This window comes from Bradyrhizobium sp. (assembly GCF_027451485.1).
In the GTDB taxonomy this organism is placed as follows: domain Bacteria; phylum Pseudomonadota; class Alphaproteobacteria; order Rhizobiales; family Xanthobacteraceae; genus Bradyrhizobium.
Genome location: NZ_DAIDJE010000077.1, coordinates 1 through 20,016 on the forward strand (window position 1 = coordinate 1; position 20,016 = coordinate 20,016).

Consider the following 20,016-nt stretch of genomic DNA (forward strand, 5'->3'; position numbering starts at 1 on the left):
CAGTTGTGGCACCGGCCATTCCGCCGGGCGCGTGGCCCCATCGGGCAACGCCAGCGCGGCGTTCTTGTCGAGGAACCGGGGCAGGGCCTTCTCGCCCCAGCGCCAATGATTGATGAGGCCGAACCTGGCTTCGCCGACGAAGCCGATGCGCTCGGGAATTCCGGCCAAAGCGGGTGCTATCGCCGATTTCCAGGTCCGCGGCAGCACCAACGCCGTGGCGTAGTTCCGTGCCCTGAGTTCGGCGGCGAGTCCGAACTGTCTGGCGAGCGCAAGGCGGCTGCGCGGCAGGTCCCAGGTGATGCCGGCGCGCACCCCGGGCATGTAATCGACCAGAGGCGCGCATAACGAGGTGGTCAGGAGGTCGACAGGCCGCTTCGGAAAGCGCTGGTTCAGCACCCGCACCACGCTGTGGCCGCGGACGAAGTCGCCGATCCACATATAAGGAATGATCAGAATGGGCCTTGTATCGGATGCGTTCTCCACCGCCACGCAATGGTCTGAATCAATGTTCAAATGTTGGAGGGTGTTGCCCATGGCCTGCCTCGGTAACGGCTCCTTGCGGTAAGGTAAAGGCACGCGTGGCTTCACCATGTGGCCGGGGACGTTGCCTGCCGGGCAGGGTTAAGGCAAAGCTGGTGGGGTGGATTTGATATTCGCCTTGGTGGTGCCCCGAGCTCTGCGAGCAAATGCCAAATCCCAAAACCACACCAGAATCTAATATTTGCCAGCGCCCCTTTTGGTTCTGACACTCGTAAACGAGCCTGCCGCAAGTGCATACGAATGTCAGGACCGGGGCACTGGATCATCTTCCAGGGTAGGGTGCGGAATGCTGCTGGTGACCGGTGGAGCCGGTTTTATCGGATCGAATATCGTGGCCGCGCTCAATGATGCGGGGCGCCCAGACGTGGCCGTCTGTGACGCGCTCGGCGATGCCGGCAAATGGCGCAACCTTGCCAAGCGGCAACTCGCCGACATCGTGCCGCCGGCTGAGCTCCCGTCGTGGCTCGACGGACGCCGTCTCGATGCCGTCATCCATATGGGCGCGATCTCCGAGACCACTGCAACCGACGGCGATCTCGTGATCGAGACCAATTTTCGTTTCTCGATGCGGCTCCTCGACTGGTGCACCGCGCATGCGGTGCCGCTCATCTACGCCTCGTCGGCCGCAACCTATGGAAATGGCGAACAGGGTTTTGACGATGATCCGTCGCTGTCGGCGCTCAAACGTTTGCGGCCGATGAACCTCTATGGCTGGAGCAAGCACCTGTTCGACATGGCCGTGACCAGCCGCGCCGCGTGCGGCGAGAAACTGCCGCCGCAGTGGGCGGGACTGAAGTTCTTCAACGTGTTCGGGCCGAACGAGTATCACAAGGGCACGATGATGAGCGTGCTGGCGCACCGGTTCGACGACATCAGGTGCGGGCGCACGGTCGAACTCTTCAAATCGCATCGTGACGGCATCGCCGACGGCGACCAGCGGCGCGACTTCATCTATGTCGACGATGTGGTGCGGGTGGTGATGTGGCTGTTTGCGACGCCTTCCGTCTCGGGCCTTTTCAACGTCGGCACCGGCCAGGCCCGTTCCTTCAGGGATCTCATGCTGTCGGCCTATGTGGCGCTTGGCGCCTCGCCCAACATCCGCTACATCGACATGCCCTTGTCGATCCGCGACAGCTATCAGTATTTCACCCAGAGCAAGGTCGAGCGCTTGCAGCACGCCGGTTATAACGGCGGCTTCACGTCGCTGGAAGAAGCGGTCGGCCTTTACGTCAAGGGCTATCTCGATTCCACCGATCGCTATCGCTGAACGGCAAGCCGATGTTCGACTTCGAATCCTTTCACCGTGAAATGGCTGGCCAGACCATCCTTTGCGTCGGCGACCTCATGCTCGACGAATTCGTCTACGGTGAAGTATCGCGGATTTCGCCGGAAGCACCTGCGCCTGTCATCGCCGCGCGTCGCAGCGAAACCAATGTCGGCGGTGCCGGCAATGTCGCGCGCAATATCGCTTCGCTCGGTGCCAAATGCATCTTCGTCGGCCTGATCGGCGAGGACGCGGCAGGTGCGGAGCTCGAAGCCGCGCTGTCCCGGGAACCGCAGATCGAGAGCGTGCTGGTCGCTGATGCGGCGCGGCCGACGACGCGCAAGGTGCGGTTTGTTTCCGAGCATTTCCGCACGCATATGCTGCGGGCGGATTGGGAAATGGCTCACCCGGCTGCGGGCGAAACCGAGCAGCGTCTGATCGACACGATCTTGCCGCTGATACCGCGCACCGACGTCGTGCTGCTGTCCGACTACGCCAAGGGCGTGCTGACCGCGCGGGTGATTCGCAACGTCATCGACACTGCGCGCAAGCTCGGCAAGGCCGTGATCGTCGACCCCAAGAGCGCCAACTTTGCGATCTATCGCGGCGCGACGCTGCTGACGCCGAACCGAAAGGAGTTTTCGGAGGCGACCCGAAGCCGCGCTGACACCAGCGAGAGCATCGCTCTGGCGGCGCAGGACGTGATGCAACTCGCCGATTGCGAGGCGCTCCTGGTGACGCAGAGCGAACAGGGCATGACACTGGTTCCACGTAAAGGCGAGGTGGTTCATGTGCCGGCCTATCCGGTCAGGGTGCGCGACGTTTCCGGCGCCGGAGATACGGTGGCGGCGGTGCTGGCGGTGGCGCGCGGGGCAGGGGCCGGCTGGGAAGATGCGCTGCGCCTCGCCAGCGCGGCGGCGGCGGTTGCCGTCGGCAAGAAGGGCACCGCGACCGTGACCCCCGCCGAGCTTCGCCGGCAGATCCTGCCGCATGCGTATCTTGCGGCCGAAGAAAAGATCGTAGCGCGCGGCAAGGCGCTGGAGGCGCGGCTCGCCGACTGGCGCAGGCAGGATTTGCGGATCGGCTTCACCAATGGCTGCTTCGACATCCTGCATCCCGGTCACGTCAAGGTCTTGACCGCCGCGCGCGGCGCCTGCGACCGGCTGATCGTGGGACTGAACAGCGACGCTTCGGTCAAGCGGCTAAAGGGCGAGACGCGGCCGGTGCAGGCCGAGCGGGCGCGTGCCGAGGTGCTGGCTGCGCTCGAGGCCGTCGATCTCGTGGTGATCTTCCAGGAAGATACGCCGTTGCAATTGATCGAGCAGATCAGGCCGAGCGTGCTGGTGAAGGGCGGCGACTATAAACGCGAGCAGGTGGTGGGTCACGAGATCGTCGAGGCAGATGGCGGGCAGGTGATGCTGGTCGACGTGCTGGCCGGCTTCAGCACGACCTCGCTGGTCGACCGCGCGCGGGGAGGCAAGGCGTGAGCGCTGCTGCCGAGCCAATCGGCGCGCTGCTGTCGAGACGCTGGCGCGATCCCGCCGCCTGGATGGCCTCGGCTGACGTCGTCGCGGTGCTGCTGGCCGCTTCGCTGCCCTGGTCGACCTCGCTGGTCGGAATCTTCGCCGTCGTCCTCGTGATCGTGATGCTGCCGACCCTCGATGGGCCGGCGCTGCTGGCGTCGCTGAAACGCCCGGCCTGCGCGGCGCCGCTCGCGCTGTTTCTCCTCGCGCTCGTTGGCACGCTGTGGTCAGAGGCCCGTTGGGGCATGCGCTTCTACGCGGTCGCGCCGACCGCCAAGCTGCTGCTGCTGCCGCTCCTGTTCCATCATTTCGCACGATCGCAACGAGCCTTGTGGGTGTTCATCGCCTTTCTGGCATCGTGCATCGCGCTGCTCGCGATGTCCTGGCTCGTCGCCTATTTCCCTGATCTGTCGCTCAAGTCGAAGGACTTCGCCTCGCGCGGCATTTTCGTCAAGAATTACATAGATCAGAGCCAGGAATTTACATTGTGCGCGGTGGTGCTTGCCTATCCCGTGCTCTCCTTTTTGCGTGAGCGGCGCTTTGTTCCGGCTTTGCTGTTGTTTGCGATCTCGATGGGGTTCCTGGCCAACATGATCTTCGTCATCGTGTCGAGAACTGCGCTCGTAACCATGCCGATCATGCTGGCCGCATTTGGCCTCATCCATCTGCGCTGGCGCACCAACATCATCATCCTCGTGGCAACAGCCGTGCTGGCGGGTCTTGCCTGGGTCGCTTCGCCGCCGCTGCGGGCCAAGATCACGTCGTTCGGCAGTGAATACCAGCTCTATGAACAGGGTAATGTGAGTTCGGTCGGAGAGCGGCTCGAGTTCTGGAAAAAGTCGCTGGGCTTTTTCGCCGAGGCACCGATCGTGGGGCACGGCACCGGATCGACCGAGGGGTTGTTCATCCAGGCAGCCGTGGGGCAGAAGGGCCTTGCCGCGGAGGTGATCCGCAATCCGCATAACCAGACCCTGAACGTGGCGGTGCAGTGGGGCGTGCTCGGCATCCTCGTGCTCTATGCAATGTGGCTGTCCCATCTTCTGATGTTTCGGGGCGAGGGCCTGTTCAACTGGATCGGGCTTTTGGTCGTCGTGCAGAACATCTTCACCTCGCTTTTCAACTCCCACATTTTCGACTTCCACGAGGGGTGGATGTATGTGCTCGGCGTCGGCATAGCCGGCGGGGTCGTGCTCAAGGCAAGCGGAGCGTCCGCATCGCGAGGGGCCGATGCTTCCTGATGCTTTCCAGCGCCCGCGATATCGGCTATCAGCGATGACGGGGTCGGCCCGCGAAATCTTAACGGACTTTCGCCCGCTAGCGGTTGTCGAATGACACGTCTGTCGCACCTGACCTTGCGCAACTATCTGATCGCCCTGCACGACGTGGCAGCGACGGCCTTTGCGTTCGTGGCGGCCTTCTATCTGCGCTTCGAGGACGGCGAGCAGTTCGTCGAGCGCCTGCCATTGATGCTGCGCATCCTGCCGTACTTCCTCCTACTCGCCGTCGCGGTCTGCTTTTTCTTCAATCTCACCACCACGAAGTGGCGCTTCATCTCGCTGCCGGATGCTCTCAACATCCTGCGCGTCGCCACGATCCTTGCCACCGCGCTCCTGGTGCTCGATTACATCCTGGTGGCGCCGAACGTGCACGGCACCTTTTTCTTCGGCAAGGTGACCATCGTCCTGTTCTGGTTCCTCGAGATAACCTCGCTCAGCACGCTGCGCTTTGCCTACCGTTACTTCCGTTATACGCGGGTCCGCCATCACGCTCGCGCCGAGGACGCCTCGCCGACGCTGCTGGTCGGCCGCACGGCGGACGCGGAAGTTCTCCTGCGCGGCATCGAGAGCGGTGCTGTGAAGCGGATCTGGCCGATCGGCATCCTCTCGCCCTCGGTCGCCGACCGCGGCCAGTTGATCCGCAACGTGCCCGTGCTCGGCAATATCGATGATGTCGAGGACGTCGCCGCCGATTTCGCGCGGCGCGGCAAGCCGATAGCGCGCACCGTGATGCTGCCCTCGGCCTTCGAGGCGGACGCGCATCCGGAAACCTTCATGATGCGCGCGAAACGCCTGCGGCTGATCGTGAGCCGGCTGCCGTCGCTCGAAGGCGGCGAGGCGCCGCGCCTCGCGCCCGTGGCGGTCGAGGATCTCCTGCTGCGGCCGACCACGACCATCGACTACGGCAGGCTCGAGGCGCTGGTCAAAGGCAAGAGCGTCATTGTTACCGGCGGCGGCGGTTCGATAGGCGCGGAGGTTTGCCAGCGCCTTGTCGACTTCGGCGCGGCCCGGCTTCTGATCATCGAGAATTCCGAGCCTGCGCTTTACGCCGTCACCGAGGCCCTGGCAGCCCAGCAGGTCGAGGCGAAGATCGACGGCCGGATCGCCGATATCCGCGACCGCGACCGCATCCTGCGGCTCGTGGCTGAGTTCAAGCCGGACCTTGTGTTCCATGCCGCCGCGCTGAAGCACGTGCCGATTCTTGAGCGCGACTGGAGCGAGGGGGTCAAGACCAATATCTTCGGCTCGGTCAACGTGGCGGACGCCGCACTTGCTGCCGGCGCCGAAGCGATGGTGATGATTTCGACCGACAAGGCCATCGAGCCGGTCTCGATGCTGGGTCTGACCAAGCGCTTTGCCGAGATGTATTGCCAGGCGCTGGACCATGATCTCGCGCAGGCGCGGCCCAAGCGCATGCGGCTGATCTCGGTGCGGTTCGGCAATGTGCTGGCTTCCAACGGTTCGGTGGTGCCGAAGTTCAAGGCGCAGATCGAGGCGGGTGGGCCCGTGACCGTGACCCATCCCGAGATGGTGCGTTATTTCATGACCATCCGCGAAGCTTGCGATCTCGTCATCACGGCGGCAACGCATGCGCTTGGCGGGCCGCGCTCGGTGTCGGTCTATGTGCTCAACATGGGCCAACCCGTGAAGATCGTCGATCTAGCCGAGCGGATGATCCGTCTCTCCGGCTTGCAGCCCGGCGTCGATGTCGACATCGTGTTCACCGGCATGCGGCCGGGCGAGCGGCTCAACGAAATCCTGTTCGCCAGTGAAGAGCCGCCCGTCGAGATCGGCCTTCCCGGCGTGATGGCCGCCAAGCCCAACGAGCCGCCGATGCAGGCGCTCAAGAACTGGATGGTTGCGCTGAGGCAGGCGATCGAGGCGGACGATCCCGCCACGATCAAGGCGATCCTCAAGGACGCGGTGCCGGAGTTTGGCTCGAACGCGGCCTAGAGCCTATCCGGTTTTGATTGACTCAAAGCCGGACTCTGGATTGTCGTTTTGACGCGGTTGCTTCGCGCGAACCAGTCTTCGCTTCGCTGGAAAACGCTTTATATCGCTGCGGGCTTGCTGCGCGGCCGTGAAAACCGCACCATCACAAGCGCCACCGCGGCGCCGCCTAGCGCAACAAGTGCAGTTTCCAGCGCCAACGATCCGGCGCGGATCGAGGTCGCTGCAAGTGCCGCCAGGACCAGATTGAGGACAAACACCTCGCTCACGACTTGCGTGACGGTAAATCCGTTATCAGTGGCGCGCTGGTAGAAATGCGAACGGTGGGCCACCCAGAACGGCTCGTGGCGCATCATCCGGCGCAGCAGGGTGACCGTGGCGTCCGCAAGGTAATAGAGCGGCAGGAGCAGCGCCGCCGCCAGATGGTGTTCCCCGGCCAGTTGCAACAGGCTCCAGCCGACGATGAGCCCGATCGGCAGGCTTCCGACGTCGCCGAGAAAAATGCTCGCGACCGGCCGGTTGAAGGGGGCAAAGCCGATCATCGCGCCGCAAAGCGCTGCAGTGACAATGGTGGTCGGCAGCGGAAGATCGCCTTGGATGCCCAGGATGGCGAGCGCGGCCGTGATCGGCACGACCTCGGCGACCGTCATCCAGTCGAGGCCGTCCATGAAGTTGACGAGATTGACGAACCAGAGGCCAGCGAGCAGGAGCAGACCGCGCTCGATCCAGAAGGGAACGGTCGAGGCGACGCGAAATTCGGCAGGACTTGCGAACACGAGCGCGCCAACGGCGATCGCTTGCAGCACGAGGCGCGGCAGCACCGGAACCGGCTTGATATCGTCGGCAAAACCGAGCGCTGCGATGAACAGCGTTGCGCCGAACAGTCCGGCGGGCGCGCGGCCGGAGAGCACGGAGCCGGCGACAATCAGCGTCGCGGCAACCACGGCGATGCCGGCGCCCTGCGGAGTCGGAACACGGTGCGAGGACCGTGCATTCGGCTTTGCCAGTGCATGCTTTTGCAGGTGCGGCCGGATCAGTCGAATGATCAGGGCTGAGAGGATCGCGGCGGCGGCGCCCACGGGCAGGATTGGCCACCATTCGGCGATGGCGAGGACCGCAGGTCCCCCGTTCATTCCGCGGCCTCGACCGGTGCCTCCACGGGCACCGCATCCTTGGCCGCCTTCTCGGCGGAGAAGATCCACACCAGCCCGCCGATGGCCCCGGCGACGAAGGATACCGCACCATAGAGCAGCGAGACGTTGACGCCCTCGCTCGTCACGAGCCCGGCATAGCCGAACGCCAGTCCCATCGTGGCTTCGCGGACGCCCCAGCCGGCAATGGAAATCGGCAGCATGGTGATCAGCATGACGGGCGGAATCAAAAGAAAGATCTGCTTGAATCCCACGGGCGCGGCGATCGATTGCACGACGCACCAGGCGATCACCACCGCGAGAAAGTGGACCATAAATGAAAGCACCGCGATCGCCGGCGCGTTTTTCCTGCTGAAGATGACCCGGTTGGCGATGACCGCACAGGCGTGGACATGATGAGTCGCCCACCACCTCTTCAGCCACTGCCAGGGCAGCGCGCCAAGCACGAGAAAGCCGGTGCCTCCTGCCAGCGCCGCGAAATCGACCAGCGCCAGCGCCGAGCGGCCGTAGGGATCGCCGATCAGGTGGTAGCTCCATGGCAGGCTTGCGACGATGATGATCGCAAGTGCAATCAATCCGATGGCGCGGTCGACGAAGATCGAATAGGTCGCCGCACGCCAGCCGGCGCCCGAGCGCGCCACCAGCCAGAGCCGCACGGCATCGCCGCCGATCGAGGATGGCAGCGTTTGGTTGAAAAAAGTTCCGATCACGTTGTATCGCATGGCTTCCCGGATCCGCAGCGGGGCGCCGCATTGGGCGCTGACGATGCGCCAGCGAAGCACGCCGATGAAAATCTGGAAAAAGGTCAGCGCCAGAGCAAGGCCGAGCCAGGCCCCGCTGGCCAGATCGATGCGGGACGCAAGATCGGCGAAATTGGCCTTGCGGAGCGCGAGGTAAAGCAGCGCAGCCGAGACCAGAATCTTGATCGCAGAAAGCAGAATCCGGCGCATTTCGCCTGCATTCACAGGGTTTTGGGACGTTGGGAAGGCCGCGAGCCATACTCGGCGCGCGCCAGACTTCTGCGCCTTGGTATGGTCTTGGGACCGATCTGGCAATAGGCGGGTTTTCCCGGCTCAAATCCGCCCACCGGCTATTGCGGGTCTGGCAGCGGGGCGGCTAAAGAGGCTGCGCCCACTTTCCGAAGTTCGTGCTGCGCCTCCGCGCCCACCTTTGACGAACTTCGAAAAGTCGTGGGCACAGGCAAACTTATTGTTTGGCGCCGCTTTTTCCTGTTTGAAGTTCCTGAATGGAGTTCGCCGCCTGTGTACGGGAAGTTCAATTTGGCGGCGCTAGCCGGATATCGGCCGCCTGCTGGCCATCGCAGGGGTTAAGACCGGACTTTGCCGGTTTTCCCGATATTCTGGATAGAGAAGTCGCGCAATTCCAACACTTGAGCCGCTGCCAACAAAGAGGCGCTGATGAACAAAAAAATCGTTCCACTGATCATGTGCGGCGGCGCCGGCACACGGCTGTGGCCAGCCTCGCGGGAGGTTCGCCCGAAGCAATTCCTGCCTCTGTTCGGCACACGTTCGACGTTTCAGGAAACGATTCTGCGGGTATCGGATCCGGCGTTGTTCGACCGCCCCATCGTCATCACCAATAAGGCGTATCGCTTCATGGTCGCCGAGCAGCTCGCCGAGATCGGGCGCGAGGCCGATATCCTGCTCGAGCCGATGCGGCGGGATTCCGGGCCTGCGATCGCCGCCGGCGCGGCCTTTGCACAAACGCGCGACAGCGACGCGGTTGTGCTGGCGCTCGCCGCCGATCACGTCGTGCGCGACAATGCGGCCTTTGTCGCGGCTTGCCGCGAGGGACTGATCGCCGCGGATGCCGGGCGTATCGTTACCTTCGGCGTGACGCCGGAACGCGCCGCCACCGAATATGGCTACATCAATCCGGGCGAGGCGGTGTCGGGCAAGGTTCGCGCGGTCAAGCAGTTTGTCGAGAAGCCGGATGCCGCGAAAGCCGCCGAATACGTCAAGGCCGGCTATCTCTGGAACAGCGGCAACTTCATGTTCCGCGCTGGCGTGCTGCTCGACGAGTATCGCGGCGTCGATGCGGCGAGTGTGCAGGCGGTTTCCGACGCAGTCACCAAGGCGGGGCGCGATCTAGGTTTCGTGACGCTGGATGAGCCGGCGTTCGGATCGGCAAAGGCGATCTCGATCGACTATGCGGTCATGGAAAAGACCACGCGTGCGGCCGTCGTGCCGGTCGCCTGCGGCTGGTCCGATGTCGGCTCCTGGCGGGCAGTGTGGGAGTTGTCGGAGAAGGACGGTGAGGGGAATGCCGCGCAAGGCGCCGCCGTGTTCGAAGATGCCCGCAACTGCAACGTCTCGACCGACAAGGCGCTCGTCGCGCTCGAGGGCGTCGACGATCTCGTGGTGGTGGCGACGCAGGACGCCATCCTCGTGTCGCGCCAAAAGGACGCCAACGGGCTGAAGCGCCTCGTCACGAAACTTAAGACGGTTGCCCCGCAGGTGACGGAAGAGCACCTCAAGGTGCATCGTCCGTGGGGTTCCTACCAGTCGGTCGACATGGGCGATCGCCACCAGGTCAAGCGCATCATCGTCAAACCGGGCGGGCGGCTCTCGTTGCAGAAGCACCATCACCGCTCGGAGCACTGGATTGTGGTGCAGGGCGCCGCGCGGGTGACGGTGAACGAGGCGGTCAAGACCGTGCATGAGAACGAATCGATCTATATCCCGATCGGCGCCGTCCACCGGCTCGAGAATCCGGGCAAGATATCGCTTCACCTGATCGAGGTTCAGACCGGCAGCTATCTTGGCGAGGACGACATCATCCGGATCGAGGACGATTATCGCCGCTCCTGATGCTCGCTTCGAACGTCAAATCCACACCACCAGCGGCGAATCATTTCAGGCCGATGTAATTCTTTGAATCAAAACGTGTTTGCACATCGTTGCCGATCATTCGCCACATGTATGGTGGCGTGGTAGAGAATTACGGCGCAGGGACAATTTGCGCCGCAATTTGCGGGCATTGCCGGGGCCGGTCGGGGTAGGGAAGCCTTTCGGGGCCCGGACCTGGTTTTGGGGTATCGGGGATAGGAATAGATGGCTTCAAAAGCGGTCGCTTCGGGCGAGAGGACCGAACAGAAAGCGCTTCGCGTCGGGGTGATCGGCGCGGGCATCATGGGTTCCAACCACGCCCGCGTGCTCGCGGGCCTGCCCGGCACGACGCTGGTCGGCATCGTCGATCCCCTGACCGAGCACCGTGCGCGCGCCACCGAACTGGTCGGCTGCCGCGCCTTTGCCAGCGTCGATGAATTGCTGGCCGAAGGCATCGACGCGGTGACGATTGCCGCGCCCACGCATCTGCATCACGAAATCGCGCTCGACTGCATCGCCCGCAACGTCCACCTCCTGGTCGAGAAGCCGATCGCTTCCTCGGTCGACGAGGGCAACGAGATCGTCGCCGCAGCGCGCAAGTCGGGCGTGACGCTGATGGTCGGACATGTCGAGCGATTCAACCCGGCGGTCGCCGCCATCAAGCAGGCAATCTCGGGAGAAGACATTCTTTCGATCGGCATCACCCGGGTCGGCCCGTTCCCGCCGCGCATGTCCAACGTGGGCGTTGTGATCGATCTTGCCGTGCACGACATCGACCTGATCCGCTGGTTCACCGAGTCGGACATCGTCGAAGTGCAGCCGCAGCTTTCGAGCGCGGTCGCCGAGCGGGAGGACATCGCGCTCTTGCAGTTTCGAACCGCCTCCGGCGTGCTCGCCCATATCAACACCAACTGGCTGACGCCGTTCAAAGCCCGTAGCGTGACCGTTGCGACGCGCGGCAAATATGTCATGGGCGATCTGCTCACCCGCCAGGTGACGGAATGTTTCGGCTTCAAGCCCGACGGCAGCTACTCGATGCGCCATCTGCCGGTCGGCCATGACGAGCCGTTGCGCGCCGAGTTGATCGCGTTCCTGCGCGCGGTACGAAGCGGCGGCCATCCGGCGGTGAGCGGCGATGAGGGCGTCGCCAGCCTCGAGATCGCGATCCGCTGTCTGGAAACTCCGCCGCGGCCTGCGGCAAGTGCGCCACCTCGCAAGGGACCGCGTCTCGTCGGCGGCTAAACTTCGGCTTGCAAACTTTCCCAAGGCTCCATGAACCAGCACCTGCGCCCAGAAAATATTCCCTTCATCGACATCGCCGCGCAGCGGCGCCGGCTTGGTCCAGCGGTGGAGCAGGCGGTCGCGCGCGTGCTGGCGCATTGCCAGTTCATCAACGGCCCGGAAGTCACCGCGCTGGAAGGGGCGCTCGCCGCCTATTGCGACGCCAGGCATGTCGTGACCTGCGCGAGCGGCACCGATGCCTTGATCATGGTGCTGATGGCCAAGGGCGTTGGCCCCGGCGATGCCGTGCTCTGTCCATCGTTTACGTTCTGCGCGACCGGCGAGGCTGTCGCCATCACCGGCGCGACACCGGTATTCGTCGACGTCGACGAAGCCACCTTCAACATCGATGTCGCCTCGCTCAAGCGCGGCATTGCGACCGCGAAGCGTTTGGGCCTCAAGCCCCGCGCGGTGATCCCGGTCGATCTGTTCGGTCAGAGTGCCGATCACGATGCGGTGCTTGCGGTGGCGGAAGCCGAGGATCTGTTCGTGCTGGACGATGCAGCGCAGGGCTTTGGTGCCAGCTACAAGGGCCGGCGCCTCGGTGGCATGGGCATCATCACAGCGACCAGCTTCTTTCCCGCAAAACCGCTCGGCTGCTATGGCGACGGCGGCGCTATCTTCACCGACGATGCCGGCTTTGCGGACGTGTTGCGCAGCGTCCGCGTCCACGGCCAGGGATCGGACAAATACGACAATGTCCGTCTCGGCCTTACCGGACGTCTCGATACGATTCAGGCCGCGGTGCTGATCGAGAAGCTGAAGATATTCGACGACGAGATCGCTGCGCGCAACAAGGTCGCAGAACGCTATGCGCAGGGCCTCGGCAACATCGTTACGGTTCCTCGATTGGCCGAGGGCCACACCTCGGTCTGGGCGCAATATACGATCCGCCTGCCTGCCGGTACCAGCCGCGATGGCTTTGCGGCGGCGTTGAAGGCACAGGGCATTCCGACCGCAATCTACTATCCGAAGTCGATGCATCAGCAGACCGCGTACAAGGATTACCCGGTCGCCGACGGCGGGCTGCCGGTCTCCGAGCAACTGTCAGCCGATGTGATCAGCCTGCCGATGCATGCCTATCTGGATGCAGCGAGCCAGGATCGGGTGATCCAGGCGGTCCGCGCCTTCTTCAACGCCTAACTCTCCGCTCACCCTTTCTCGGTTGCCGGGAGTAATCGAATCGCATCAACGACGCGATCCGGGTGAGGGATTTTCCGCCAGCGCCGTCTGTGGAGATCCTCAATCCTCTGGGGCAAGCGGGGCAAAAGGGCTTTCTTCGCTTCAATGTAAAGCCGTCATGCTTTAGAAGCACCGCATGCTCGGTCGTATCTTCACCGTCGGCGGCTACACGCTTCTTTCGCGGCTGACGGGGTTTGCCCGTGACATCATGCTGGCGGCGATCCTCGGCGCCGGCCCCGCGGCGGATGCGTTTTTCGTGGCGCTGCGGCTACCCAACCATTTCCGGGCGATCTTTGCCGAGGGCGCCTTCAACGCCGCTTTCGTGCCGGCCTATGCCCATGTCAGCGGTGAGGAAGGAGAGAAGGCTGCGAGCCTGTTCGCCAACCGTATCTTCACGCTCCTGTTCGTCTCGCAAGCCATTCTGCTGGTCGCCGCCTGGCTGTTCATGCCGCAGGCGATGAGCTTGCTTGCGCCCGGGTTCACCGACGATGCCGAACAGCGCAAGCTTGCCATCGAACTCACGCGGATCACCTTTCCGTATCTGTTGCTGATCACACTGGTGACGCTCTATGGCGGCATCCTCAACGTGATGCAGCGGTTCGCCAGCGCAGCGGCAGCGTCCATTCTGCTCAACATTTCGATGATGGCGACGCTTGCGGTTGCGGTATGGTTTCCGACGCCGGGCCACGCGGCGGCCTGGGGCGTTTTGATCTCGGGCTTCCTGCAATATTTCCTGCTCGCCGGCGATCTCGGCACTCACGGCGGCCTGCCGCGCTTTGCCCCGATCAGGTTCGATGAAGATGTGCGCGCGTTTTTCCGTGCGCTCGGGCCCGCCACCATCGGCTCGATGGGTACCCAGGTCGCGCTGTTTGCCGACACCATCATCGCGACCTTTCTGCCCGCCGGCGCGTTGTCGGCGCTCTATTATGCCGACCGTCTCAACCAGCTCCCGATCGGGGTGATCGGCATTGCCGTCGGAACGGTGCTGCTGCCGGAGATGTCGCGGCGGCTGACGGCAGAGGATCACGAGGGCGCGCATCTTGCGCAACGGCGCGCCTTCGATTTTACACTGCTGTTGTCGGTGCCGTTCGTGACGGCTTTCCTGGTTGTGCCCGACCAGATCATGCGCGCGATGTTTGCCCGCGGCGCGTTCACGAAAGGTGACGCCGCGGCAGCGGCCGCGACGCTTGCCGCCTACGCGATCGGGCTTATTCCCTTCGTGCTGATCCGAAGCGCGGTTGCGACCTTCTATGCGCGCCGCGATACGGCAACGCCCGTCAAGGCGGCGCTGATCGGCGTTGCCGTCAACGTCGCCCTGAAGGTCGTGCTGGTCGGCCCGCTGGCGCAGGTTGGGCTTGCCTTTGCGACCGCCATTGGCGCCTGGATCAACCTGTCGCTGGTGATCGCCTTTGCGGTCCGCGCGGGCCATCTCCAGCTTGATTCCATCCTGCTGCGCTCGGTTGGCCGGTTCGTTGCCGCCGGGGTCGTGCTGGGCGCGGCACTGTGGCTGACGGCAAGGTTTTCAGCAGCCTATGTTTCAACCTTGAGCGCTCTGCATGACATAGCTGCGCTTCTGCTGCTGATCCTGGCAGGCGGCATTGTTTACGCAGGCGCGATCCTGCTCCTGTTCGGCCGGCGGTGGGTGATGTCGCTGGTAAAAGGTTAGTGTTCAGGTTTGCCTGAGCGCAACGTTTGCGCGACCGGTCAATCCGCGCCAATATATGCCATTGGATCATCGACAGGTTGGAAACGGAAACAGCATGGCTCCCGTCAAATTCGGCGTCGGTCAAAGCGTGCTTCGCAAGGAGGACGACGCGCTCATTCGCGGCAAGGGCCGTTATACCGATGACTTCGCCCCCGCCCAGGCCTTGCATGCGCTGGTGCTGCGCTCGCCGCACGCTCATGCAAAGTTCACCATCGATGCCACGCGCGCCCGTGCGCTGCCCGGCGTCGCGCTGATCCTCACCGGGGCAGACGTCGGCGATCTCGGAGATCTGCCATGCCTGTTCAATCTCCCGGACAATCCCTTTACCGGTCCGCCTTATCCGATCCTGGTCAGGGATGAAGTGCGCCATGTTGGCGATGCGGTTGCATTCGTCGTTGCGGATAATGTCGAGACCGCGCGCGATGCCATCGAGGCGATCGAAGTGAAGTGGACACCGCTCGCCGCGGTGACCGGCGTTCGCAACGCCGTGAAGGCCGGCGCCCCGCAGGTCTGGGCGCAGCATCCCGGCAACGTCCTGTTCGATGTCTCGATCGGCGACAAGAAAGCGACTGAGGCGGCGTTTGCCAAGGCGCATGCGGTTGCCGAGATTTCCATCGTCAATCCGCGGGTCGTCATCAATTTCATGGAAACGCGCGCGGTGGTCTGCGAATACGATGCCAGGCGCGACCATCTGACGCTGACGATCGGCAGCCAGGGCAGCCATCGATTGCGCGAGATCATCGGCGGCATGGTGCTGAAAATCCCGCTGGAAAAAATGCGCGTGATCTGTCCCGATGTCGGCGGCGGGTTCGGCACCAAACTGTTTCCGTACCGGGAATATGCGCTTGCCGCGGTCGCCGCGCGAAAACTTGGCCGCGCGGTCAAATGGACCGCAGATCGCAGCGATCATTTCGTAGGCGATGCGCAGGGACGCGACAACTTCACCACCGCGCGGATGGCATTGGCCGAAGACGGAAAGTTCCTCGGCATGGACGTCGATCTCATGAGCGACATGGGGGCGTATCTGTCGACCTTCGGGCCGTACATCCCCCACGGCGGTGCCGGCATGTTGCCCGGTCTTTACGATATCCAGGCTTTTCACTGCCGCGTCCGCACCATCTTCACCAACACCGTGCCGGTCGATGCCTATCGCGGCGCCGGGCGTCCCGAGGCGGCTTATGTGATCGAGCGTCTCGTCGATGCCGCCGCGCGAAAGCTCGGCATGACCGTTGATGCGATCCGCCGCAAGAACTTCATCCCTCCGCGGGCGATGCCCTACAAGACCGCGACCGGGAAAATCTACGATTCCGGCGACTTCGCCGCGCACCTGAAGCGGGCGATGGAAGTCGCCCAGTGGAAGGACTTTCCCAAGCGTGCCAAGGCGGCGAAGAAGCAGGGCCTCGTGCGCGGCATCGGGCTTGCCAGCTATGTCGAGGTCTGCGGCACCATGGGCGAGGAAACCGCGAAGGTCGAACTCGATCCCAACGGCGACGTGTCGGTCCTGATCGGCACGCAGTCGACCGGGCAGGGACATCAGACCGCCTACGCGCAGATCGTTGCCGAGCAGTTCGGGCTGCTGCCGGAGCGCGTCCATGTCTTCCAGGGCGACACCGACCGCATAGCCACCGGGCTTGGCACCGGCGGTTCTTCGGCAATTCCAACCGGCGGTGTCTGCGTCGAGCGCGCCACGCGCGAGTTGGGCAAGCATTTGCGCGAGATTGCGGCGGAAGCGCTGGAAACCAGCCCAGCCGATCTGGAGATCGACGGTGGCACGGTTCGCATCGCCGGCACCGATCGCGCGATCAGCTTTGCGGATCTGGCCAGGCGTCCGGGCATCGATCCGTCAAAGCTCAACGGCAGCGCTACCTTCACCGCGGCCGACGGTACGTTTCCGAATGGCACCCATCTTGCCGAAGTCGAGATCGATCCAGCCACCGGCAATATCGAAATCGTGAACTACGTCGTCGTCGACGACTTCGGCGTGACGCTCAATCCGCTGCTGCTCGCCGGCCAGGTGCATGGCGGGGCGATGCAAGGGATCGGACAGGCCTTGATGGAGCAGGCGGTCTATAGCGCGAAGGATGGCCAGCTTCAGACCGGCACCTTCATGGATTATGCAATGCCGCGGGCAGCCGACGGCCCGTCCTTCATCTTCGAAACGCACAACGTGCCGTGCAAGACCAACCCGCTCGGCGTGAAGGGCGCGGGCGAGGCGGGAGCCATCGGCTCCTGTCCGGCGGTCGTCAATGCCATCATCGAAGGGCTCTGGCGCGAGTACAAGATCGATCACATCGATATGCCTGCGACACCGGAGCGGGTCTGGATTGCGATCCGTGAGCATCAGCGCCGGCATAGCCTGTGATAGCGGTGCTCGAGAGATGAGATAGCGAAACAAGGGGAAACAAACCGATGATACGAGCTGCCTTGGTTGTTGGAGCTTTGTTGCTGGGCGCCACTGCCGTCACCGCACAGCAGGACCTGGTCAAGCAAAACCAGGACACCATGAAGGCCAATGCGAAAAATCTCGGCGCCATGGTCGCAATGGTGAAAGGCGAAAAGCCCTACGACCAGGCGACGGTGACGGCCGGGCTTGCGCAACTCGAGGAGACCGCCAAGAAGCTTCCGACCATGTTTCCGGATAGCATCAAGGGGATGAATCCTCCGGACAGCAAATACGAGGTCTCGCCGAAAATCTGGGAAGACAAGGCCGAGTTCCGGGCCAAGATCGAAGACTTCGCCAAGGTCGTGAGCGCAGCCAAGGCCAAGATTACCGATCTCGACACGCTGAAGGCCAACGCGCCGGCGATCGGGAAGGCATGCGGCAATTGCCACGAGACCTTCCGGATCAAGAAGAGCTGAGGCGGATGCGCGCTGCCCACGGCGCGAGCCAAGGAACAAGGCAGGTAAAAGAGGGGTGAAAACCGAATGGCTTTCACCCCTTCAAAATTGGACGGCTGTCAGGCGAGAGAGTCGCGTCCGTGGCCCACCTGCGCGGCCCGTGAGACTCGGTTGGTGACTTACTTCGTCACCTGACCGCGGATTTCACCGCCCGGATTGGCCTCGGTGTGAACGTTGACGTAGAGCTTCCCTGCTTCGAGCTCGGCGGCCTGGGCATCCGTCAACGTTGCGCTGCCTTCGGCGGGGCTCTGCGTCGCGCCGGGGATGGCAAGGACCACGCCGGCATTCTTCCCGGGCTCCGCCGGGCCGTGAAAATGGGCGGCCTTTGCCGGACCGGTCAGTCCGCTATACGTCAGTTTCCAGGAGATTTTTTTGCTGGCTGGATCATAGTCGATATCGGCCGTGCCGGTCCCGGTGCTGGCGTTCGGCGGCACTTCGGACTTGCCGTTCAGCGTCGCCTTGAACTTCTCGGCGAAGGCCGGCCCGGCAAAGGCAACCGTCGTGGCAAGCGCAAGCGTGGCAAACATGGTTTTGGTCATCATTATTCTCTCCCTGTGGGCGGATAGTAGTTGTCGCACACCATTGTATGAGTTTCACAACAGCAAGGTTCCAATTTTATTCCCGGAAATGGCCCCAAGCCCGGAAAAATGTCGGACGGCCCGACACTCCCGCCGCGATCTGAAGACGCACGCGGTGAGAGCGGCGCGACCACGCCTAAAATGACGGGTCAGTGATGCGGCGAGTCCTCCTTGGTGCGGCAGTTGCAATCGCCATCGGTTTTTCGATCTATTGGCTGCTGACCGAACCGTTCATCCTGTCCGGTGGCCGTGTAGCCCTTGCGGCGCGGACGCCCGACCTCGCCAACGGGAAAGTCGTTTTCAATGCAGGCGGCTGCGCTTCCTGCCATGCGGTGCCGGGTCAGCCCGACCGCTTGAAGCTTGGCGGCGGACTTGCAATTCATTCGCCGTTCGGGACGTTCTACGCGCCAAACATTTCCCCGGATGAAACGGACGGCATCGGTCGCTGGAGCGAGGCGAATTTTGTCACGGCCGTGACCTCCGGCGTTTCTCCGGATGGTCAACATTATTTTCCGGCCTTTCCCTATACGTCCTACGCGCATGCGCGGATCGATGATGTCCGGGACCTGTTCGCCTATCTGACAACACTTCCCAAGGTAGCCGGCAAGGTGCGCGATCACGACGTGCCGTTTCCGTTCAACATCCGCCGCAACGTCGGCATCTGGAAGCTGATGTTCTTCAATGCGCGTCCCTTTACGCCCGACAGCGCGCATTCGGTGCAATGGAATCGCGGCGCTTATCTCGTGAACAGCTTCGGTCATTGCCCCGAGTGCCATAGTCCGCGCAATTTCCTGGGCGGCATCATCGCGGCGCAACGATTTGCCGGCGGCCCCAATCCGGACGGCGAGGGCTGGGTGCCGAACATCACCCAGAAAGGGCTCTCCGACTGGAACGCCACGGATATCGACTATTTTCTCAAGACCGGGCAGACGCCCGACGGGGACTCCGCCGGGGGATCGATGGTGGCGGTGATCAAGAACACGTCACAATTGCCCGACACTGATACGGCGGCGATCGCCGACTATGTGAAATCGTTGGCGCCGGTCGAAGGTCCGCCGAAACCGGCGAAGAAGGCGGCAAAGTAGGGTCCGGGTGGGACCGCGATATACAGGATAGCCAAGCAAGTTGGTTTTGCGTAAGGCGGTGAGCATGATCAGTCGCGGCACGTGAGCGTGACCTCGACAGGAGCAAGTCCAATGGGATCGATCGCGCAGAACGCCTGGAGCATCATTCCCGAAACGGAACCCCCGTTTCGTGGCCGGGCGGGCGGCTATTTTGTCGCCTTTCTTCTCATCTCGGCGGCAACGCTCGTCAGCATCATTTCTTTGTCGTTGGCCGGGCCGCGAAGCACGTCATTGCCGTTCATGGTGGCGCTCGTCATTGTCGGCATCTGGTCCGGGATACGTCCGGCGCTGACGGCGGCCGTTGCGGCTTTCCTTGCCTACAACTTCTTCGTGGTCGACCCGCGCTTTGCGTTTTCGTTCCAACTTGCGGATCTCTTCGTATTGGGGAGTTTTCTCCTCGCTGCGCTGCTGGTCGGGGCGATGGCGGGCCAACTCAGCGGCCGCGCGCATGCGGTCACGGATCAACTTCGCCGGCTCACCGCGCTGCTCGCGGCGAGCCGCGATCTCGCCGTTGCGACCAGCGCTTCAGAAGTCGCTCAGAGCCTTGCGCGGACGCTGAAATCGGGAGGCAATATCGAGGCGGCGATCTGGTCGGTCAATAGCGGTGGACGGACTCTGCTGGCAACGACTGAAGCGGTTTCTGCGATCGATGCGGCATCGGATGGGGGCCTGGAGGCCTCGGTTCTGGCAGGAA

General features: G+C 63.2%; 16 protein-coding genes. 12 read left to right on the top strand and 4 right to left on the bottom strand.

The window, feature by feature from the left end; translation table 11 throughout:
* On the bottom strand, nucleotides 1-534 hold a 534-nt coding region (locus NEZ08_RS10485; protein WP_298106567.1), incomplete at its 3' end, for a glycosyltransferase family 9 protein.
* 292 nt (nucleotides 535-826) lie between these two features.
* On the opposite strand from NEZ08_RS10485, the gene rfaD reads away from it, so the two are divergent.
* From rfaD to NEZ08_RS10505, 4 genes are all read left to right on the top strand, one after another.
* Nucleotides 827-1,807: an ADP-glyceromanno-heptose 6-epimerase gene (gene rfaD / locus NEZ08_RS10490; RefSeq protein WP_298106569.1), complete on the top strand. Its 981-nt coding sequence runs from the start codon at nucleotides 827-829 to the stop codon at nucleotides 1,805-1,807.
* 11 nt (nucleotides 1,808-1,818) lie between these two features.
* The gene (rfaE1, locus tag NEZ08_RS10495; RefSeq protein ID WP_298106571.1) at nucleotides 1,819-3,291 is read left to right on the top strand and encodes a D-glycero-beta-D-manno-heptose-7-phosphate kinase; all 1,473 of its coding nucleotides are present in this window, start codon (nucleotides 1,819-1,821) and stop codon (nucleotides 3,289-3,291) included.
* Nucleotides 3,288-4,565 carry an O-antigen ligase gene (locus tag NEZ08_RS10500; RefSeq protein ID WP_298106574.1) on the top strand — a complete coding sequence of 426 codons (1,278 nt, stop codon included), beginning with the start codon at nucleotides 3,288-3,290 and terminating at the stop codon, nucleotides 4,563-4,565. The genes rfaE1 and NEZ08_RS10500 overlap by 4 nt, the downstream gene beginning before the upstream one ends.
* A gap of 90 nt (nucleotides 4,566-4,655) precedes the next feature.
* A complete protein-coding gene (locus tag NEZ08_RS10505) occupies nucleotides 4,656-6,557 on the top strand; it encodes a nucleoside-diphosphate sugar epimerase/dehydratase (RefSeq protein ID WP_298106576.1) in 1,902 nt (633 codons plus the stop codon).
* 98 nt (nucleotides 6,558-6,655) lie between these two features.
* On the opposite strand, the gene NEZ08_RS10510 is transcribed toward NEZ08_RS10505, so the two are convergent.
* Nucleotides 6,656-7,687 carry a glycosyltransferase family 4 protein gene (locus NEZ08_RS10510; RefSeq protein WP_298106578.1) on the bottom strand — a complete coding sequence of 344 codons (1,032 nt, stop codon included), beginning with the start codon at nucleotides 7,685-7,687 and terminating at the stop codon, nucleotides 6,656-6,658.
* Nucleotides 7,684-8,655: a lysylphosphatidylglycerol synthase transmembrane domain-containing protein gene (locus NEZ08_RS10515; RefSeq protein ID WP_298106579.1), complete on the bottom strand. Its 972-nt coding sequence runs from the start codon at nucleotides 8,653-8,655 to the stop codon at nucleotides 7,684-7,686. The genes NEZ08_RS10510 and NEZ08_RS10515 overlap by 4 nt, the downstream gene beginning before the upstream one ends.
* Nucleotides 8,656-9,123: 468 nt before the next feature.
* Here NEZ08_RS10515 and NEZ08_RS10520 point away from each other — a divergent pair, with 468 nt between their 5' ends.
* The 6 genes from NEZ08_RS10520 to NEZ08_RS10545 all read left to right on the top strand — a co-directional run bounded on the left by NEZ08_RS10520 (nucleotide 9,124) and on the right by NEZ08_RS10545 (nucleotide 17,581).
* On the top strand, nucleotides 9,124-10,536 hold the full coding sequence (locus tag NEZ08_RS10520; RefSeq protein WP_298106581.1) for a mannose-1-phosphate guanylyltransferase/mannose-6-phosphate isomerase: 1,413 nt from the start codon (nucleotides 9,124-9,126) through the stop codon (nucleotides 10,534-10,536).
* A 243-nt stretch (nucleotides 10,537-10,779) separates the two neighbouring features.
* Nucleotides 10,780-11,796: a Gfo/Idh/MocA family oxidoreductase gene (locus NEZ08_RS10525; protein WP_298106583.1), complete on the top strand. Its 1,017-nt coding sequence runs from the start codon at nucleotides 10,780-10,782 to the stop codon at nucleotides 11,794-11,796.
* A 30-nt stretch (nucleotides 11,797-11,826) separates the two neighbouring features.
* The gene (locus tag NEZ08_RS10530; RefSeq protein ID WP_298106585.1) at nucleotides 11,827-12,978 is read left to right on the top strand and encodes a DegT/DnrJ/EryC1/StrS aminotransferase family protein; all 1,152 of its coding nucleotides are present in this window, start codon (nucleotides 11,827-11,829) and stop codon (nucleotides 12,976-12,978) included.
* A gap of 175 nt (nucleotides 12,979-13,153) precedes the next feature.
* Entirely contained in the window at nucleotides 13,154-14,683 is a 1,530-nt protein-coding gene (gene murJ / locus NEZ08_RS10535; protein WP_298106587.1) for a murein biosynthesis integral membrane protein MurJ, read from the top strand.
* A 94-nt stretch (nucleotides 14,684-14,777) separates the two neighbouring features.
* Entirely contained in the window at nucleotides 14,778-17,084 is a 2,307-nt protein-coding gene (locus NEZ08_RS10540) for a xanthine dehydrogenase family protein molybdopterin-binding subunit (protein ID WP_298106589.1), read from the top strand.
* A gap of 47 nt (nucleotides 17,085-17,131) precedes the next feature.
* Nucleotides 17,132-17,581, top strand: coding sequence for a cytochrome c (locus NEZ08_RS10545; RefSeq protein ID WP_298106591.1), 450 nt, complete (start codon nucleotides 17,132-17,134; stop codon nucleotides 17,579-17,581).
* Nucleotides 17,582-17,739: 158 nt separating this feature from the next.
* Here NEZ08_RS10545 and NEZ08_RS10550 read toward each other — a convergent pair whose 3' ends face one another.
* Nucleotides 17,740-18,159 carry a CHRD domain-containing protein gene (locus NEZ08_RS10550; RefSeq protein WP_298106597.1) on the bottom strand — a complete coding sequence of 140 codons (420 nt, stop codon included), beginning with the start codon at nucleotides 18,157-18,159 and terminating at the stop codon, nucleotides 17,740-17,742.
* Between the two features lie 194 nt (nucleotides 18,160-18,353).
* Between NEZ08_RS10550 and NEZ08_RS10555 the strand changes: the two genes are divergently transcribed.
* Complete coding sequence (locus tag NEZ08_RS10555; RefSeq protein ID WP_298106593.1) at nucleotides 18,354-19,283, top strand: cytochrome c; 930 nt, start codon at nucleotides 18,354-18,356, stop codon at nucleotides 19,281-19,283.
* Nucleotides 19,284-19,394: 111 nt separating this feature from the next.
* Nucleotides 19,395-20,016 (top strand): DUF4118 domain-containing protein (locus NEZ08_RS10560; protein WP_298106594.1); only part of this gene is annotated, 622 nt, incomplete at its 3' end.

What these genes read in the sequence shown, in the direction of transcription:
- NEZ08_RS10550 (WP_298106597.1), bottom strand. Translation starts at nt 18,159, where the DNA reads ATGACCAAAACCATGTTTGCCACGCTTGCGCTTGCCACGACGGTTGCC.
- NEZ08_RS10510 (WP_298106578.1), bottom strand. Translation starts at nt 7,687, where the DNA reads ATGAACGGGGGACCTGCGGTCCTCGCCATCGCCGAATGGTGGCCAATC.
- NEZ08_RS10530 (WP_298106585.1), top strand. Translation starts at nt 11,827, where the DNA reads ATGAACCAGCACCTGCGCCCAGAAAATATTCCCTTCATCGACATCGCC.
- NEZ08_RS10555 (WP_298106593.1), top strand. Translation starts at nt 18,354, where the DNA reads ATGCGGCGAGTCCTCCTTGGTGCGGCAGTTGCAATCGCCATCGGTTTT.
- NEZ08_RS10545 (WP_298106591.1), top strand. Translation starts at nt 17,132, where the DNA reads ATGATACGAGCTGCCTTGGTTGTTGGAGCTTTGTTGCTGGGCGCCACT.
- NEZ08_RS10540 (WP_298106589.1), top strand. Translation starts at nt 14,778, where the DNA reads ATGGCTCCCGTCAAATTCGGCGTCGGTCAAAGCGTGCTTCGCAAGGAG.
- NEZ08_RS10525 (WP_298106583.1), top strand. Translation starts at nt 10,780, where the DNA reads ATGGCTTCAAAAGCGGTCGCTTCGGGCGAGAGGACCGAACAGAAAGCG.
- NEZ08_RS10515 (WP_298106579.1), bottom strand. Translation starts at nt 8,655, where the DNA reads ATGCGCCGGATTCTGCTTTCTGCGATCAAGATTCTGGTCTCGGCTGCG.
- rfaD (WP_298106569.1), top strand. Translation starts at nt 827, where the DNA reads ATGCTGCTGGTGACCGGTGGAGCCGGTTTTATCGGATCGAATATCGTG.
- NEZ08_RS10505 (WP_298106576.1), top strand. Translation starts at nt 4,656, where the DNA reads ATGACACGTCTGTCGCACCTGACCTTGCGCAACTATCTGATCGCCCTG.
- NEZ08_RS10520 (WP_298106581.1), top strand. Translation starts at nt 9,124, where the DNA reads ATGAACAAAAAAATCGTTCCACTGATCATGTGCGGCGGCGCCGGCACA.
- rfaE1 (WP_298106571.1), top strand. Translation starts at nt 1,819, where the DNA reads ATGTTCGACTTCGAATCCTTTCACCGTGAAATGGCTGGCCAGACCATC.
- murJ (WP_298106587.1), top strand. Translation starts at nt 13,154, where the DNA reads ATGCTCGGTCGTATCTTCACCGTCGGCGGCTACACGCTTCTTTCGCGG.